Annotated in this window: 16 protein-coding genes; 9 read left to right on the forward strand and 7 right to left on the reverse strand. The window is 60.8% G+C overall.

Annotated features, from left to right (window positions below):
• Positions 1 to 93: 93 nt before the first annotated feature.
• Genes GVK95_RS11565 through GVK95_RS11590 form a run of 6 tightly spaced genes read right to left on the reverse strand, consistent with a single transcriptional unit; the run spans position 94 to position 6143 of the window.
• Entirely contained in the window at positions 94 to 1794 is a 1701-nt protein-coding gene (locus GVK95_RS11565; RefSeq protein WP_159949698.1) for a methyl-accepting chemotaxis protein, read from the reverse strand.
• 21 nt (positions 1795 to 1815) lie between these two features.
• Entirely contained in the window at positions 1816 to 2331 is a 516-nt protein-coding gene (locus tag GVK95_RS11570) for a chemotaxis protein CheW (RefSeq protein ID WP_159949700.1), read from the reverse strand.
• Positions 2328 to 4337, reverse strand: a complete 2010-nt coding sequence (locus GVK95_RS11575; protein WP_159949702.1) for a chemotaxis protein CheA — start codon at positions 4335 to 4337, stop codon at positions 2328 to 2330. Before GVK95_RS11575 ends, GVK95_RS11570 begins: the two co-directional genes overlap by 4 nt.
• A complete protein-coding gene (locus tag GVK95_RS11580; RefSeq protein ID WP_113142410.1) occupies positions 4334 to 4702 on the reverse strand; it encodes a response regulator in 369 nt (122 codons plus the stop codon). The genes GVK95_RS11575 and GVK95_RS11580 overlap by 4 nt, the downstream gene beginning before the upstream one ends.
• Positions 4699 to 5013 (reverse strand): STAS domain-containing protein, encoded by a 315-nt coding sequence (locus GVK95_RS11585; RefSeq protein WP_159949704.1) that lies wholly within the window; start codon positions 5011 to 5013, stop codon positions 4699 to 4701. The genes GVK95_RS11580 and GVK95_RS11585 overlap by 4 nt, the downstream gene beginning before the upstream one ends.
• Positions 5014 to 5021: 8 nt before the next feature.
• Positions 5022 to 6143: an HD domain-containing phosphohydrolase gene (locus GVK95_RS11590; protein ID WP_159949706.1), complete on the reverse strand. Its 1122-nt coding sequence runs from the start codon at positions 6141 to 6143 to the stop codon at positions 5022 to 5024.
• A gap of 725 nt (positions 6144 to 6868) precedes the next feature.
• On the opposite strand from GVK95_RS11590, the gene GVK95_RS11595 reads away from it, so the two are divergent.
• The 7 genes from GVK95_RS11595 to GVK95_RS11625 all read left to right on the forward strand — a co-directional run bounded on the left by GVK95_RS11595 (position 6869) and on the right by GVK95_RS11625 (position 14390).
• Complete coding sequence (locus GVK95_RS11595; RefSeq protein ID WP_159950273.1) at positions 6869 to 7942, forward strand: LacI family DNA-binding transcriptional regulator; 1074 nt, start codon at positions 6869 to 6871, stop codon at positions 7940 to 7942.
• Positions 7935 to 8957 (forward strand): ABC transporter substrate-binding protein, encoded by a 1023-nt coding sequence (locus GVK95_RS11600; RefSeq protein ID WP_159950271.1) that lies wholly within the window; start codon positions 7935 to 7937, stop codon positions 8955 to 8957. The genes GVK95_RS11595 and GVK95_RS11600 overlap by 8 nt, the downstream gene beginning before the upstream one ends.
• Before the next feature lie 104 nt (positions 8958 to 9061).
• Entirely contained in the window at positions 9062 to 9889 is an 828-nt protein-coding gene (locus tag GVK95_RS11605; RefSeq protein ID WP_159949708.1) for an ABC transporter permease, read from the forward strand.
• Entirely contained in the window at positions 9886 to 10665 is a 780-nt protein-coding gene (locus GVK95_RS11610; RefSeq protein ID WP_159949710.1) for an ABC transporter permease, read from the forward strand. Before GVK95_RS11605 ends, GVK95_RS11610 begins: the two co-directional genes overlap by 4 nt.
• On the forward strand, positions 10658 to 11683 hold the full coding sequence (locus tag GVK95_RS11615) for an ABC transporter ATP-binding protein (RefSeq protein WP_159949712.1): 1026 nt from the start codon (positions 10658 to 10660) through the stop codon (positions 11681 to 11683). The genes GVK95_RS11610 and GVK95_RS11615 overlap by 8 nt, the downstream gene beginning before the upstream one ends.
• A gap of 2 nt (positions 11684 to 11685) precedes the next feature.
• On the forward strand, positions 11686 to 12609 hold the full coding sequence (locus GVK95_RS11620; RefSeq protein ID WP_159949714.1) for a nucleoside hydrolase: 924 nt from the start codon (positions 11686 to 11688) through the stop codon (positions 12607 to 12609).
• Positions 12606 to 14390 carry an adenine deaminase gene (locus GVK95_RS11625; protein WP_159949716.1) on the forward strand — a complete coding sequence of 595 codons (1785 nt, stop codon included), beginning with the start codon at positions 12606 to 12608 and terminating at the stop codon, positions 14388 to 14390. The genes GVK95_RS11620 and GVK95_RS11625 overlap by 4 nt, the downstream gene beginning before the upstream one ends.
• A gap of 98 nt (positions 14391 to 14488) precedes the next feature.
• On the opposite strand, the gene GVK95_RS11630 is transcribed toward GVK95_RS11625, so the two are convergent.
• Complete coding sequence (locus GVK95_RS11630; RefSeq protein WP_159949718.1) at positions 14489 to 15661, reverse strand: M20 aminoacylase family protein; 1173 nt, start codon at positions 15659 to 15661, stop codon at positions 14489 to 14491.
• 163 nt (positions 15662 to 15824) lie between these two features.
• On the opposite strand from GVK95_RS11630, the gene GVK95_RS11635 reads away from it, so the two are divergent.
• Positions 15825 to 16508 carry a phosphoribosyltransferase gene (locus GVK95_RS11635; RefSeq protein WP_159949720.1) on the forward strand — a complete coding sequence of 228 codons (684 nt, stop codon included), beginning with the start codon at positions 15825 to 15827 and terminating at the stop codon, positions 16506 to 16508.
• A gap of 235 nt (positions 16509 to 16743) precedes the next feature.
• A complete protein-coding gene (gene ytfQ / locus GVK95_RS11640; protein ID WP_159949722.1) occupies positions 16744 to 17706 on the forward strand; it encodes a galactofuranose ABC transporter, galactofuranose-binding protein YtfQ in 963 nt (320 codons plus the stop codon).
• Positions 17707 to 17714: the final 8 nt, after the last annotated feature.

Genomic DNA, 17714 nt, shown 5'->3' on the forward strand with positions numbered 1-17714 from the left:
TAAGCTACCGGGCAGGAGCCGCTGCTCCTCGCAATCAGCGCATTCTACGCTGGGATCAGGGCGGATCCATTTATCCGCCCTGGCTCATCAATTTTATGCGCTCTGCTTGAAATGCGCGTCGTCTGAGTCTGGGCCGCCCATCGACAGATCGAGGGCAAAGCCGTTGGCGCGGGCCTGCTGGCCGGAGATACTGTTGTCACCGTGGGCAGGCTTGCGAACTGCAGCGGCCGCTGCCGGACGGGCAACAGGAGCCGCCGGACGGGCGGCCGGTTTGCGGATGGCGGCAGGGGCTCGTTCGCCAGACCGGTCAACCCGGAAGAAGGCGATCGAGGTCTGCAGTTCCTCGGACTGGGCCGCCAGTTCTTCGGAGGTCGCGGCCATCTGTTCGGAGGCCGAGGCGTTCTGCTGGGTGACCTGGTCAAGCTGCTGGATCGCTTCATTGATCTGCGAGGCGCCGATGTCCTGTTCGCGGCAGGCTGCCGAGATTTCCGAGACGAGTTCTGCCGTCTTGCGGATATCGGGCACCAGGCGGCCGAGCATTTCGCCGGCTTCCTGGGCTGCCTTGACGGTGTCGCTCGACATGGCGCCGATTTCGGCTGCTGCCGACTGCGAACGTTCGGCGAGCTTGCGGACTTCGGAGGCGACGACCGCAAAGCCTTTGCCATGTTCGCCGGCGCGAGCCGCTTCAACGGCTGCGTTCAGCGCGAGAAGGTCGGTCTGACGGGCGATTTCCTGGACGATCGAGATCTTCTCGGCAATCGTGCGCATCGCGCCGACGGCACGGGTGACAGCATCGCCGGATGCTTCGGCATCCTTGGCAGACTGGCGGGCAATCTTCTCGGTCTGGGCGGCGTTATCGGCGTTCTGCTTGATGTTGGCGGCCATCTCTTCCATCGAGGCGGATGCCTCTTCTGCAGCTGCGGCCTGTTCGGTGGCGCCCTGCGACAGCTGCTCGGAGCTTGCCGACAGTTCCTGGCTGCCGGACGAGACGTTCGAGGATGCCGAGAGGGCATCGCCGACCACGCCGCGCAGACGTTCGATCATGGCGTTGACGTAAGTCAGCAGGTCGCCGATTTCGTCATTGGACTTGACCACGGCCAGCTTGGTCAGATCGCCGTCGGAGACGCTCTGGACCGAGCTGACTGCGTTGCGCAGGCCGCGATTGATGGAAAGTGCGATCCAGACTGCGGCAGCCAGGGCAATCAGCAATGCAGCGCCGGCCACTGCGAGCATGACATTGCGTGTCTGGACATAGTCGACTCCGGCCGTCTCGTTGGCTTCTGCCAGTCGGCTGGTTTCCAGCGTGACAACTTCATCGAGCAACTCGTCGATTTTGCCGACGGTTGCCCGATTTTCGTTTGTCGAAATGCGCAGGGCGCCGTCACGGTCGCCGGCCATCATCAGGGCCTGGATCCGGTCATCCTGCTCGCGGTATTCGGTGGCCATGCCATCCAGCTTGCCCCACAGGACCTTTCCCTGCTCCGTGGCCAGTAGCATGACGCTGTCAAACGCCTTGTCGAAATCCTGGCGCTGCTGGGTGATCTTGGCGGTATAGTCCCGCATGGCGGCGATATCGGTCGCGAGCAGCATGTTCTTCTGCTGGCGCAGCTGCTGCAGCTGGGTAATGTTGAGTTCCTGGGCAAGCCTCAACCGGGTGGCCGGGCCTTTGACGACGTTTTCGAGCGTGGTGTTCAGATCGCTGAGGCTCATGATGGCGATGGTTGCCGTGGCGATGAGCATGATGATGACAAAGCCGAAGGCGACGGTCAGCTTGAGTTTGATCGAGGCGCGCATGTGGTTTTTCCTTTGCTGCGACTAGTTTTTCGACGGGTCTGCCGCATGGCGCTCATGGCCGACGGAGAAGATCGTTTGAAGGTTGGGAAGAATGATGAATTCGCCGCCGCGGCGAACGAGGCAATCGATGAAATCGGAACGCCAGCGCATGCCGATGCTGGGTGGCGGTTCGCTGGCGGCCTTCAGCAGAGACGTGACTTCGTGAACCTTGTCGGTGCGGATACCGGTCAGTGTCGGTTCCCCGTCGACATCCAGTTCGATGACGATGATGCGGCTGTCGATCGTCGGCTTGGTTGCCTCCATGCCGAAGGCAAGGCGGATGTCGGCGAGCGGGATGACCTTACCGCGGAAGTTGATGACGCTGCCGACGAAGGGTTTTGCCCCGGGAACGCTCGTTTCCGGTAGGAGATCGAGGATTTCCTGCACCATGACGGCCTCAAGGGCGAACATTTCGCCGGCAATGTCGAAGGTCAGAACTTCGAGTTCCTCGCTGGCGCCCCAAAGATGCTCGGGTATCTTACGTGCTGCTTCGCTCATCCTGCTGCGCGCAAATGCGCCTCCTGTTTCTGGCCTTCCAAGACGAGATGTCCCACGTCGAGGATGAGAGCCACGTCGCCGTCACCCAGGATCGTGGCGCCCGAGAAGGTCGCAACGTCGTGATGCAGTTTGGACATGGCCTTGATGACGGTCTGGTGGTCGCCGATGATCTGGTCGACGACGAGACCGACGCGTTCGGAACCGGTCGAGATGACCACGACCTTCTGGAAGGGGTCGGGTTTGCTGCCGGTGCGGAACAGCTCGCGCAGGCGAAGATAAGGCACCAGGCTGTCGCGCAGCGAGATGAAGCTGCGGCCGCGCGAGCGCATGTCGTCTTCGACGGAAAGCTCGAGGCATTCCTCGACGGCCGAGAGCGGAATGACATAGCGGCCGTTGCCGACACGCACCAGCAGGCCATCGATGATTGCCAGCGTCAGAGGGATCGACAGCGAGACTTCCGATCCCTCGCCAGGATGGCTGACCACGTTGATGGTGCCGCGTAGCGTATCGATCGTGCGCTTCACCACATCCATGCCGACACCACGGCCGGAAAGGTTGGTGACTTCCTGCGCCGTCGAGAAGCCCGGCTGGAAGATCAGCTGGAGCAGTTCCTGGTCCGAGAGGACCGCGTTCGGCTGGATCAGGCCCGAGGCTTCGGCCTTGGCGCGGACACGGTCACGATTGATGCCGCGACCGTCGTCCTTGATGGTGATGATGACCTCGCCGGCTTGCTGGCGGGCCGAGAGCAGGATGCGGCCTTGCGGTGATTTTCCGGCAGCGCGGCGTTCTTCCGGCGGCTCGAGACCGTGGTCGCAGGAGTTGCGGACCAAATGAACCAGCGGGTCGGCCAGCCGTTCGATGACGGTCTTGTCGACTTCGGTTGTCTCACCTTCGGTTTCCAGCTCGATCGTCTTGCCGGTTTCGCGGGCAAGGTCGTGCACCAGACGGCGGAAGCGGCCAAACAGGCTACCGACCGGGACCATGCGCAGCACCATCATCGTGTCGCGCAATTCACCGGACAGGCGCTCGACATCTTCCGATACCGAACGCAGCTGAATATTGGCGCTGATATTGGCCAGCTGCGACAGGCGCGACTGCGCAATTACCAGTTCGCCGACGCGGTCCATGAGTTCGTCCAGGCGTTCGGCCGGAACGCGGACGTTTTCAGCCGACTTGTTGGACTTGGCGTCTGCCGGGCCAGTGTTCGTCGTGGCTTGTTTCTTCTCGGCAACCGGTTCGGCGACCAGTTCCGGCGCGGTTTGGTTCGGTGCCTGTTCGGTTGATGCTGCCGCCTTGATCTCGGTTATTTCCAGCTGCATGTCGTCCATGACGAAGATGAACACATCTTCGATCGCCGAACGTGGCTGCTCGGTTTCCAGCGCGATGGTCCATCCGAGATAAAGGGTTGTCGGATCGATCTCGGCAAGGCCGGGGATCGTGCTGGCGTCGACAGTGATCGTGCACTCTCCGAGTTCGCGCAGTTCGTCCAGCAGGCCCAGCGGGTTGGTGCCGTTGGCCATTGCATTGTCGGGCAGACGGAACTTGATCGACCAATTGGTCGATGCGGTTTTGGCTGCGGCCACGGCGATCGATGCCGGCGCTGTCGGCTGTGAGGCCGCGACATGACCATTCTTTCCACCGACTGCCGCATGCAGCTTGGCGAGAAGTTTCTGGCTCATGTCGTCATGATCGCCATTCGGCTTCTCGACCAGGGCCTTCATATGGTCCTGGGCTTCGAGAACGGCGGCAACCAGTTCGCTGGTTGCCTGGACCTCACCCTTGCGGACGCGGTCAAAGGCGGATTCGCAGTGGTGCGTAAAAGCGGCGAGGGCCTCGAAGCCAAACATGGCTCCTGATCCCTTCAGCGTGTGCAGTCCGCGGAAGACAGCGTCGATCTGGTCCTGGTTGGACAGGTCATGGAGGAGATCAAGCAGACCGCTTTCGATCTGTTCGAAGAGCTCCGCCGCTTCCGTCCTGAAGACCTGGATGGGGTCCATTGTGTTCATTTGCCCAGCACTTTCCTGGCGATCTTGACGAGCTGTTCAGGGTCGAAAGGCTTTGTGATCCAACCGGTGGCACCGGCTGCCTTGGCACGGCTCTTCATGTCCGCGTCGGACTCTGTGGTCAGGAAGATGATCGGGATACCGGTGTGTGCCGGCGACTGACGCAGCGCCTCGATCATGGCCAGGCCATTCATGTTGGGCATGTTGAGGTCGGTGACGATCAGGTCGAAGCTGGCGCTCTTGGCCTTGTTGAGGCCGTCAAGGCCGTCCACGGCTTCCGTCACCTTGTAGCCGGCATTGGTCAGCGCGATCTTCGTCGTCATCCGGATGCTGGCTGAATCGTCAACCGTCAGAATGTTCGCACTCATTGTATTTCCTTCCGATGTAACCAAAATTGAGAAAAGGCGGGGTCCATGGCCGAGAGAAAGCCGCCGCGCTCGAGAACGTCGAACACACGTCCATTCGCCGCTGCCTTCAGGGACAGGCGCTTGCCATGGCCATCGGCGTGACGCCGGGCGGCCTCGATCAACTGAATGAGGCTGAGATCGGCATCACAGCCGTCGGGAAATTCCACCTCAACCGCTTCATGCTTTTCAAGGGCGGCCAGAAGCTGCTCGCGGGTGGTGGCCGCGTGGCGGATCGAGAGTGTGCTTGGCAGTGTCAGTGGGTGGCTCGGCATGTCTCTTCCTAAGCTCGGTGAATGGCGTTTGTTTTTTCCGGGTTTTCGTCCGCCTTTGCGGAAGGCAAACGGACGGTCTTGGCGCTGCGGGCGTCGGCGAGGTCATTGCTTCCGGTCATGAGTGCCTCGATTGCCGGCCACTGGCGCTCGAAAGCAGCAATGCAGGCTGGATCGAAATGCCTGCCGCTCTCGGTGCGGAGATAGCCAAGCGCCTGCTGCGGAGCCCAGGCAGATTTGTATGGACGTTCGCTGCACAGGGCCTCGAACACGTCTGCGACGGCGACAATGCGGGCCTCGATCGGGATTGCGTCGCCGACGAGGCCGTTCGGATAACCGCTTCCATCCCATTTTTCGTGATGGCCACCGGCAATCTTTTCAGCGGTACGCACCAGGTCGGACGTGCCGTTTTCCAGAATCCTGACGCCTATCTGGACATGCTGCCGCATCTCGGCGATTTCGGCCTCGGTCAGGCGGCCAGGTTTGGACAGGATATTGTCGGCGATACCGATCTTGCCGACATCGTGCAGCGGGGCGGCCAGATAGATCATCCGGCAATAGGCCTGGTCGAAGCCCAGTTCTTCCGAGATCATCCGGCAGATATGGGCGACCCGCGAGACATGTTCTCCGGTGGAGCCGTCGCGATATTCGATTGCGCGGGCAAGGCGCCAGATGATTTCCTCTTCACGGATGGCCAGCTTTGCCGTTGCACTATTCACCAGCCTTTCCAGACCTTTTGCCTGATCGGCCAGATCGAGCTGGGCCTGCCGCAAGGTGAGCAGATTGGCGACGCGCGCGCGCAGTTCAACACCGTCGAAAGGCTTGCGAAGAAACTCGGTTGCGCCTGCTTCGATCGCTTCGATGCGGATGCTGCGCTCGGTCTCCGACGTCACCATGACAATCGGCACATGCTGATAGGAGGGGCATGCACGCAGTTGACGAATGACATCGACGCCGTTCATCCGGGGCATTGTGTAATCGACCAGAACCAGGTCGAACGGCGTGGATTTGCACGCTTCCAGTGCCAGCACAGGATCCAGAAAGGCTTCCACATGGAGAGCTACAAGCCCCAGAAGCGATGTTTGTATCGCTGCGAGCACAGACTTGCTGTCATCTATTAGAATTACGCGCACGGGTTCTCCGGCCGGCCGAAGGGCTGGCAAAAAATTGGGCACACTATCCCGGTGCGAAATGCCATCGGGCATGCCGCCTGGAGAAGAGCTAATTGGTCAGATTTCGAGGATCGAGTTGCGTCATGCAGCCGCTGGAGCCGGGGCGTGTATTTGTGCGCCGTTTAATCCGATTCCTTACCACAATTTTGACTAGCAGAGTTAAAAGAGGTTTAAAGTCTGACGTGAATAGTAATCACGCTTGAGGTCAAAATCTAGTATTGCTTGATCATCGTTGTTTTTCACTTTTCTCGATACGATGTGAGCACCAGATTTCGGATGTGAACGTGGAATTCACGCGTTCTTCCCAATAATTTCCATCTAACTATATGTAATTGTATAATTTTATTTTCAGTTCGGAAAGCCTCAAGGTGGCTGTTTGTTCGGCCGTTGCCGTTGACCGCAGTCGGCTGTCGCAAATTTAAATGCTCGCCGACCCCTCATTTATGAGGTGACGGATTGCCGATAGTGCCACTCCTCTCTGCAACCAAAAGTAAGTTTTTTAGCCCAAAAAAAATCCGCTGTAGCGCATACATTTAACAATGGCTGTGGCGATCGCAGGTTGCGCGGCAAGACAGCTTCCATAGGAAAGCTGGTCGTTTCAAACCCGTAATCTCGGATGGACAAGGTAGGTGATCTGGGTTAAGTTGATTAAACGTTTAATCACGCTGCTGGACAATCTCTTGGCCATAGCCCGCCCCGGATCGAGCCTTGCGCACATTGCCGAAGCCCTCGGCGTGTCTGTGGCGACTGTGTCCAATGCGCTGTCGGGCAAAGGCAGGGTGTCTCCTGAACTGATTGCACGTGTGCGGACCAAGGCGGCGGAGCTGGGTTATGTGCCGAGCCAGGCGGGCAGGGCGCTTCGCACCGGCCGCACCGGTGTTCTCGGGCTCGTGCTGCCGGATATCGCCAATCCGCTGTTTCCACAGATTGCCCAGGCGATCGATTTTGCCGCAAGCGAAGCCGGCTATGGTGTGCTGATCGCCGATTCCCGTGGGGATGTCGCGATGCAGACCGAAGCGATCAATCGACTGATCGAGCGTGGTGTCGACGGTATCGTGATCGTACCGCGGCGGGGCACGCGCATTGCCGATGTCGGTTGCCCTATCGCGGTCATCGACAGCCCATCGACTCCAGGCAATACCGTGTCGGCGGATCACTGGCAGGGCGGGCAGATCCTGATCGATTATCTGGCCGCACTCGGGCATCGCAAGTTCCTGCTGATCGGCAACAACCCGGCATCGATCGTGCAGAACGACCGGATCGGGGGGATGAAATCCCGCGTTCCCGCCGGCGCCAGCGCCGAGGTGGTCTGGATCGAGACACTCGAAGAAAAGAATGGCAAGGGCTGCACGCTCGGGCTGGCCGATAAGGTGGCAAAAGGCCTAACCGCCATAGCGTCCGTCTCGGACCTTCATGCCTTGCGTGCGCTCACCGAATTGCAGCGGGCCGGCGTCAAGGTGCCGGAGGATGTCAGTGTTGCCGGCTTCGACGATCTGGTCTGGTCGTCGGTGGTGACGCCGAGCCTGACAAGCATCCGCATGGACATGGCGACAATCGCAGAAATCGCCGTCGGAGCGCTCGCCCGCGCCATTCTGGGCGAGCCGACAACAGCTTCCAGCCCCGATACCACGAACGGCAGCGTGGTTTCGGCGGATATCAAAAAAGTGCCGATGCAATTGGTGGTGCGACAGACGACCGCTCCGGTGGAAGAGCGCGTTGCATCATCATCCCCCCAGAAGGAGAACACAGATGATCAATAAGACAATGCTGGCATCGGCAACTGCGCTGATGCTGACCATGGGTGCTGCCCAGGCTCAGGAAAAGACGCTGACGATTTCGGTGTATGCGCTGGCACAGGACGAGTTCAAGGCGATCGTCTACGATCCGTTTGAAGCCAAATGTGGCTGCAAGCTGGTGGTCGAAACCGGCAACAGCGTTGAGCGTCTGGCCAAGATGGAGGCCAACAAGGCCAACCCGGTCGTCGACATGGCCGTCGTCTCGATGGCGGATGCGCTGTCTGCGTCGCGCAAGGATCTGATCGAGAAGATCGATACGTCGAAGCTGTCGAACTACGGCAAGCTCTACGATATCGCCAAGGATCCGAACGGCGACGGCATGAGTGTCGGCTACACCTTCTATGCGACCTCCATCGTCTACCGCACCGACAAGATGAAGATCGACAGCTGGGCCGACCTGCTGAAGCCGGAAAATGTCGGCCATGTCGCCTTCCCGAACGTCACCACCAATCAGGGCCCGCCGTCACTGTTCATGCTCGGCAAGGCGCTGGGCAACGATGCGGCCGATCTGAAGACCCCGATCGCCGCCGTTGGCGAAAAGAAGGACGAACTCGTCACCTTCTACGTCAAGTCCTCGCAGCTTGTGCAGTTGATGCAGCAGGAAGAAATCTGGGCCGCGCCGATCGGCCGTTTCACCTGGGCACCGTTCAACAAGCTCGATCTGCCGCTCGCCTGGGCAACGCCGAAAGAAGGCCAGACCGGCGGCATGAACGTCATGGTGCTCGCCAAGGGTTCGAAGAACCAGGATCTGGCGCTTGAATTCATGGATTTCTGGCTCTCGACCGAAATCCAGACAAAGCTCGCCGAACAGCTGGTCGACAGCCCGGCCAATGCTGACGTCAAGGTTTCGGACGAGATCGCGGAGAACCTGACCTATGGGCAGGAAACAGCCAAGAGCCTGACGCTCATTCCGTCGGCGGCCGCCCTCGACAACCGTGATGCCTGGCTTTCGGAATGGAATGCCAAGGTCGGACAGTAACATCCGGCCCATATGAATGCCTCCCAAGGCAAGGGGTGCGGTGGACAAGCTTCGGCTCGCCATCGCATCCCGCTTGATCATCCTTCGTGCTGAAAGCTCAGTCCATGTTTCAGAACCGTAAGGAAGCCCTGGTGCTTGCATTGCCGGCAGCGATTTTCGCCGCTGTCGTGTTCCTTGTGCCCGTCATTCTGCTTCTGTCAGAAGGCTTCCGTAATACCGAAGGCTGGACACTGTCTGCTTTCACCAGCTTCTTTTCGGAACCGTTGAACCGTACGGTTTTCCTGCGCACCCTGCGTCTCGGCGCCATCCTGACAGTCGTGTCCGCCGTGATCGGCTATGCTGCTGCCTATGCGATCGTCAGCCTTCCGCCGGAAGGCAAGGGCCGCATGGTCGGCCTCGTGGTTTTGCCGTTGATGATTTCGCCGGTGGCGCGCACCTATGCCTGGATCGTCATCCTGGGCCGCACGGGTATCGTCAACGAGTTCATCACCGGGCTTGGCCTGTCCGAGACGCCGATCCGGCTGCTGTTTACCGAGACGGCCGTGTTCATCGGCCTGCTTCAGCTCTTCCTGCCATTGATGATCCTGTCGCTGGTCAGCGCGCTTGAAAACATGCCGCGCGATGCCGTGCCGGCTGCCCGCGTGCTCGGTACAAACTGGTTTCAGGTGTTCTGGAAAATCATCCTGCCGCTGACGAAGGAAGGCCTTGTCATCGGCGGAACGCTCGTCTTCACCGGTTCGATGACCGCCTATATCACGCCCGCAATCCTGGGCGGCTCCAAGGTTCTCATGCTTGAAACTCTGCTCTACCAGCGCGTGACGGTCGCCAACGACTTTGTTGCCGCCAGCGTCATCGCCTTCATCCTGATCGTCATGAGCTTTGCCGCAAACCTGTTGCTCAAGCGCCTGGCCACCGCAAGGAACCGCGCATGACCCAGCGCCTGTTTACCTGGGTCACGCTTGGCCTGCTGATGATCTTCCTGATCGGGCCGTTCCTGATCATCGTTGCCGCATCCTTCTCTGCCGGCGATACGTTGGCCTTTCCGCCGCAGGGATTTTCGCTCAAGTGGATCGTCAAGGTCTTCACGGTCGAGAGCTTCCGCGAAAGCTTCGTCACGTCGATGTTTCTTGCAATCGGCGGCACAGGTGCCGCCCTGGTGCTCGGCATTCCGGCCGCCTATGCCATGTCGCGTTACCAGCTGCCATTTTCCGAAACGGTGAAAACCGTGGTGTCCGCGCCGATCATCGTGCCCGGCATTATCGTTGGCCTGGCGCTGCTGCGCTACTTCGTCGTGCCGTTCCAGATCAACATCACGCTGGCCTTGTTTCTCGCGCACACGGCACTGGTTCTCCCCTATGCGGTGCGTGTCGTCTCGGCCAGCCTGAACAATCTGCGCTCCGACATCGAGGAAGCGGCGGTGCTGCTCGGCTCCACCAGGCTGGGCGCCTTCTTCCGTGTCGTCATGCCCAATATCCGTGGCGGCATTCTTTCGGCCTTCATCCTCGGCTTCGTCACCAGCTTCAATCAGGTGCCGGTCTCACTGTTCCTGTCGGGACCGGGCGTGCGCACCCTGCCGATCGACATGCTCGGCTACATGGAAATCGTCTTCGACCCATCCATCGCAGCGCTCTCGTCGCTGCTTGCCTTCCTCTCCATCGGCATCGTTTTCCTTGCCGAGCGTTTTCTGGGGTTCTCCCGCTATGTCTGACCAAGATTTTCTGACACTCGACAAGCTGACGTTGCGTTACGGCAAGACGCCTGCGGTCAAGGATCTCGATCTCAAGATCCGCAAGGGCGAGCTGCTGGCGCTGCTGGGGCCGTCCGGTTGCGGCAAGACGACGACCATGCGGTCGATCGCCGGCCTGCTGAACCCGAGTAGCGGACGCATCATGCTGGACGGCGTCGACATCACCCGGGTGCCGGCCAACAAGCGTGCCGTTGGTCTGGTGTTCCAGTCCTATGCGCTGTTCCCGCATCTGACGGTGTTCGAGAATGTCGCCTTCGGTCTGAAGCTGAAGGGCATGCGCGGTGCAGAACTTGAAGACAAGGTTCGCGGCGGCCTCAAATCGGTCGGCCTTGCGGATTTTGCCGGCCGCAAGCCTCCCGAGCTTTCCGGCGGCCAACAGCAGCGCGTAGCATTGGCGCGTTCGATGGTGATGGAGCCGAAGGTGCTATTGCTCGACGAACCGCTCTCGAACCTTGATGCGCGACTTCGGCTTGAAATGCGCACCGAATTGCAGCGCGTGCAGCGCGAGACCGGTGTGACGATGATCTTCGTCACCCATGACCAGGTCGAGGCGTTGGCGCTGGCCGACCGGATCGTGGTGATGAAGAACGGCGCGATCGAGCAGATCGGCACGCCGGAGGAAATCTACAATGCGCCGGTTTCGCGGTTCGTCGCGGACTTTGTCGGCTTCGAGAATATTTTCGAACTGCGCGATGGCAAGCTGATGGTGGGCGCCAAGGAAATTGCCCTTGGCGCTGGGGTTCCGGATGCCGCCGGTCTGGCCTGGCGACCGGGGGCGGTCCCGCTTGGGGGCGGACCGTTTACCGGGATAATCCGGGGAACCTCCTTTGCCGGCAGTAGCCGTGAATATGTGCTTGAAACGCCGATCGGATGGATCAAGGCGGAGACGGATGCTGCTCGCCAGGCGTTCCTTCCAGGACAGCAAATCGCCTTTGATCTGCCGGTCGACAAGGCCGCTCGACTTACGCGGTTTGCCTGACCATGGGGATCTGGATCGATACCGACATGGGCTTCGACGATATCGCCGCCATCCTGACGGTGGCGCGGTCGGGGCTGGAGATTGACGGCATTTCCCTGGTGTTCGGCAACACGCCGATGGAGCAGGTGCGCCGGAATACGGCTGCGGCGTGTTCGGTGTTCGGTTGGCGATATCCGGTTTCGATCGGCCGCGACCGTCCGGTGCTTGGCCCCATGGAGACGGCGCAGGCGATCCTCGGCAACACCGGCATCCCGACGCTTGGGCTGGCGCTACCGGTGATGGACCCCGTCCAGGGCGAACGGGCTTTTGACGCCCTGGTGCGCTGGCTGGAAGCGGGCGACACGCCGCGCCGGATCCTGGCGCTCGGCCCCTTAAGCAATATCGCGGCGCTTGTTCTTGCACGCCCCGATCTTGTCGCGAAGATCGGCGACCTGACCTGGATGGGCGGCGGTGCCACCCGTGGCAACCACACGGCGTCCGCCGAGTTCAATGCGCTTGCGGATCCGGAGGCGGTGGCCATCGTTCTTGCTCAAGGGGTGTCGCTGAACGTGATTGATCTCGATTTTTGTCGTCAGATCCTGAGTTTACCCGAAGAGGCTGATCATCTTCGCGGGTTCGGGGGTCGCAATGCGCCGCTGCTGGCGGACCTGTTCGGTGGTTTCATTGCCATCGCAACAAGCAGAGGCCGAAAGGCCATGGCGCTTTACGACCCTGCGGCGGCGGCCGCGTTTGTCCACCCGGATCTCGTGACATGGCAGCCTGTCGGCTTGCAGATGGAGCTCGCCGGGACAGTGACGCGCGGCCGCACAGTCGTCGAACACCGGGCCAGCCATGCGACCTTCAACGCTCGCCTGGCCATTGACAGCGACCGTGACCGGTTGAAGTCTGTCATTCTCGACGCGCTTGCCTTCGAGGCGTCCCGATGACCGCTTCCAGGCATGAACCGGCCGATCTCAACAGTTCCGCGTTGCGCAGCCGCGGCGTTGCCGCTGCGCGGGGCGATGGTGCATTCGATCGGCTGATCATCGGCGGCACCGTTGTCGACATGGTTACCGGCGAACGGCGCTTGGCCGATGTCGGCCTTGTCGGCCCCCTGATCGCCAGCGTGCACGCGCCGGGCACCCGCACCGATGCCGTGGAGGTTGTCGATGCAGCCGGGCTTTATCTTTCGCCCGGCCTGATCGACATGCACATGCATATCGAAAGTTCGATGGTGACGCCGGCAACCTATGCCGGGGCGGTTGTCCCGCGCGGGGTGACAACCATTGTCTGGGATCCACACGAGTTCGGCAATGTTCTCGGACTAAAAGGCGTCGAGTGGGCGCTGGAGGCATCCAGGGATCTGCCGCTCCGGGTGGTGATGCTTGCGCCGTCCTGCGTGCCTTCAGCGCCTGGGCTGGAGCAGGCCGGTGCCGATTTCGATGGCGGTCTCATCGCCGACCTGCTGGCCGATCCCGCCATCGGCGGCATTGCGGAAATGATGAACATGCGCGGCGTGATCGAGCGCGATGCGCGCATGAGCGCCGTCATTCAGGCGGGTCTGGACGCCGGAAAGCCGGTGTTTGGCCATGCACGCGGTCTTGCCGGCGCAGACCTCAATGCCTTCATGGCGGCGGGCGTCAGCTCCGACCATGAGCTGACCTCGGCCGAAGATCTCATTGCGAAACTGCGGGCAGGTCTGGCGATCGAGATGCGCGGCTCGCATGATCATCTGCTGCCGGAATTCGTCGAGGCCCTGAACGCCCTCGGTCATCTGCCGCAGACGGTGACCCTGTGCACCGACGATGTTTTTCCCGACGATCTTGAGCAGGGCGGCGGTCTCGATGATGTCGTGCGCCGCGTGGTACGCTACGGTCTCAGGCCGGAATGGGCGCTGAGGGCGGCGACGCTGAATGCGGCGCAAAGGCTGGGACGCAGCGATCTCGGCCTGATCGCTGCGGGTCGCCGCGCAGATATCGTGCTGTTCGAAGACCTCAAGGATTTTCGTGCACGTCATGTGCTGGCCAATGGTGAACCGGTGGCACTTGAGGGTCGCTTGCTCAAGCAGCCGAAGGCCCTGTCGGTTGCGGCACTGACCAAGACAATGAAGATCGCGCCGCTGACGGCCGACGATTTCCGGATTGCGTCCACCGCGAGGAAGGTCAAGGTCGCCACCATCGAACGGCCACGGTTTACCCAATGGGGCGAGCGCGACACGGACGTGCGCGACGGTTTCGTCGTGCCGCCGGAGGATGCGACGCTGATTGCGGTTGCGCATCGGCATGGGCTCGCCGACAGCCGGCCGCGCGTCGGTTTTCTGACCGGCTGGGGACAGTGGCGCGGTGCTTTCGCCACGACCGTTTCGCATGACAGCCACAATCTGACGGTCTTCGGTTCCAATCCCGAGGATATGGCAATCGCCGCCAATGCCCTGATCGAGGCGGGCGGCGGCATGGTCGTCGTGTCCAAGGGCGTGGTCGATGCGCTGCTGCCGCTCCCCTTGGCCGGGCTCGTCTCGGATGCGCCGCTTGCTGACGTGGCGGGGGAATTCCGCGCGTTGCGGGCGGCAATGGACCGGATAGTGACCTGGCAGCCGCCCTATCTCATCTTCAAGGCCTGTTTCGGGGCAACGCTTGCCTGCAACGCCGGTCCGCATCAGACGGACCGTGGCATTGCAGACGTGCTGACCGGCAAGCTGCTGGAAAGCCCGGTTCTCGCAGAACTCTGAGCCTTGCCGGCGAAAACGGTGTCGCCTTCAATGCTCTATCTGTTTGTTTTTACGCAATTCCGGACGCAAAGCCGGTTCCCACTTCTGCTGGATTTTCTCTAGCTGGCGTTCAGTTCCTGCTCGACCAGTGTCGACCAATAGGCGATGCCATAGGGAATGGCGTCGTCGTTGAAGTCGTAAGCCGTGTTGTGATGCAGGGCGCCGTCGACCGCAGGGCCGTTGCCGAGCCAGGCATAACAGCCCGGCACAGCGGCGCCGAAAAAGGCGAAATCATCTCCCGCCGTCGATGGCGGAAAGGCGGTGCGGGTCTTGTCGCCGAAGACCAATCTTGCAGCGGCAAGCGCTCTTGCTGTCGCTTCGGCATTGTTGACCACCGGCGGTATGCGACGCTCGAAATGGTAGTCGGCGGCGATGCTGTACATTTCCGCCGTACCACGGGCGAGCCGGCCGATTTCGGTCTCGAGCTGGTCGCGGACCTCGGGTGTATAGGCACGGGCCGTGCCGCCGATCTCAACGATATCAGGGATGACATTCAATGCCTTGGGATCACCGGCGCGGATCGAACAGGCGCTGACGACTGATGGCTGCAGTGGATCCACCACGCGGCCTGGAATGGTCTGCAGTGCGCTGAGAAACGTGCCCATCGCCGTGATCGGATCGCGCCCGAGATGCGGCTTGGCGCCGTGGGTTCCGGTACCGCGCAAGGTCACGTGCCAGCTGTCGGAGGATGCAAGCTGCGGCCCTTCCACGACTGCCATTTCGTCGACAGCGAGGCCCGGCATGTTGTGCAGGGCATAGACGGCATCGCAAGGGAAAAGATCGAAAAGGCCGTCCTCGACCATACGCCGCGCACCGCCGCGGCCCTCTTCTGCGGGCTGGAAGATGAAATGCACCGTGCCGGAAAAATTGCGGCTGCGGGCAAGGTGAAGGGCGGCACCCAGCAGCATGACCGTGTGTCCATCATGGCCGCATGCATGCATCTTGCCGGGAACCGTCGATTTATACGGGCGCTCTGCCGTCTCCGGCATGGCGAGGGCATCCATGTCGGCGCGCAGGCCGATGCGTCTTGTGCCGTTGCCGATCTGCAGTGTGCCGACCACGCCGGTCCTGCCGAGACCGCGATGGATGGCGATACCTGCGTCCTCCAGGATGCGCGCGACGATGTCGCTGGTGCGATCTTCTTCAAAACCCAGTTCCGGATGGGCATGCAGATCGTGCCGCAGTTCGGTCAGTCGGGCGAGGTCAGCGGTAAATTTCGGATCGGGCGACATGAAGCTGGGCATATCCCTTTGAAATGGCATGCGACGGATGGTTGTCCACCGCTCCAACCTGCATAAAGGAAATGTCCGAAAAGTTGAACGAAAACCGCTCGGCTGGCAGGCCACATCACAGTATTCGACTGATGTTCGACAGATGCCAAGATGGAGATGATAGATGCAGCCTCATAATTTCTGGCAGGAGTTCCATCCGCCGGGTTCTTTTCCGGGCGAGGGTCCCTTTGCCGACTTCTTTCCGGCTTCACTCGGCGACGGTCGGCAGCTTCGTCTGCCGATCCGCGCGTTGGCAGATGGGCGGCATGGACTTGCGTCCCTGATCATCAATCAGGCGGGTTTTGTTGTGCAGGACGCCCTGGCTGCGGCACTGGCTGAAAAGCTGAAGCACCTGAACGCGGATGTGATCATCGGGCTTCCAACCTTGGGTCTGACGCTTGCGGCGGCTGTGTCTCGTGCATTGGGCCATTCCCGCTACGTTCCGCTCGGCACGTCGCGCAAGTTCTGGTATGTCGATGACCTGTCCGTTTCGCTGACGTCGATCACCACCCCGGATCAGGTCAAGCGCCTTTATGTCGATCCTCGCATGCTGCCGTTGATCGAAGGCAAGCGTGTTGTGCTGATCGACGACGTCGTCTCAAGCGGCAGTTCCATGCGTGCCGGCCTTGAACTCCTGACCGCCTGCGGCGTGGAGCCGGTAGCGCTCGGCGTCGCCATGGCGCAGAGCATGCGCTGGCGGGATCACCTGACCCTTGCCGGTCGGGATTGGTCGAATGCCGTGTTGAGCGTGTTTCAAACGCCGCGGCTGGTGAGGGGCGATCATGGTGGCTGGTTGCTTGAAGGCTGATCCTTCGCCTTAAACGAGAAAACGTTGCGCATCAGGCCGTCTCGTGTAGACTAACAGCTTGTTGCAGCACAATATTATGCTGCAATGCGGTCTCGGCAGTTCTGTGTTGCAATGCAGCGTTTTATGCTGCAGTGCACACCATATAATAGTACTTTTTCACTTTACAGATGCTTTTGTCTTGCCTAAGCATAATGCCAGACACCGTGGAGGCGGTGTCTTTCTCAGGGAGGACATCATGAACATTCTTCGTAAGCTTGCGCTCAGCGCAAGCGTGATTGCACTCGGCTGCACATCAGCCATGGCTGCCGATCTGACCGTCGGCTTTTCCCAGATCGGTTCGGAATCCGGCTGGCGCGCGGCGGAAACGTCGGTGACCAAGCAGGAAGCAGAAAAGCGTGGCATCACGCTGAAATTCGCCGATGCACAGCAGAAGCAGGAAAACCAGATCAAGGCGCTTCGCGGTTTCATCGCCCAGGGCGTTGACGCGATCCTCGTTGCTCCGGTGGTTGCCACCGGCTGGGAAGACGTGCTGACTGAAGCCAAGGAAGCCAATATTCCGGTCATCCTGCTCGACCGTGGCGTCGATGCACCGCAGGATCTCTACCTGACGTCGGTCGCATCCGACCAGGTCAAGGAAGGCCGCGTTGCCGGCGAATGGCTGGTCAAGGCCGTTGGCGACAAGCCATGCAAGGTCGTTGAACTGCAGGGCACCGTCGGCTCGACGCCGGCGATCAACCGCAAGAAGGGCTTCGAAGAAGCGCTTGCCGGTCATGCCAACATCACCATCGCACGCAGCCAGACCGGCGACTTTACCCGCGCTAAGGGCAAGGAAGTCATGGAAGGCTTCATCAAGGCAGAAAATGGCGGCAAGGACATTTGCGCCATGTATGCCCATAACGATGACATGGCCGTCGGTGGCATCCAGGCGATCAAGGACGCGGGCCTGAAGCCAGGTACCGATATCCTCGTTGCCTCGATCGACGCCGTTCCGGACATCTTCGCCGCCATGGTTGCCGGTGAAGCCAATGCCACCGTCGAACTGACCCCGAACATGGCCGGTCCCGCCTTCGACGCGCTGGCTGCCTTCCTCAAGGATGGCAAGGCGCCGGAGAAGTTCATCATCACGGAATCGAAGCTCTATACGCCTGCCGACAATCCGCAGGGCGAATACGACAGCCGCAAGGGTCTGGGCTACTAAGCTCCTCC

Source organism: Rhizobium sp. 18065, assembly GCF_902706095.1.
In the GTDB taxonomy this organism is placed as follows: domain Bacteria; phylum Pseudomonadota; class Alphaproteobacteria; order Rhizobiales; family Rhizobiaceae; genus Allorhizobium.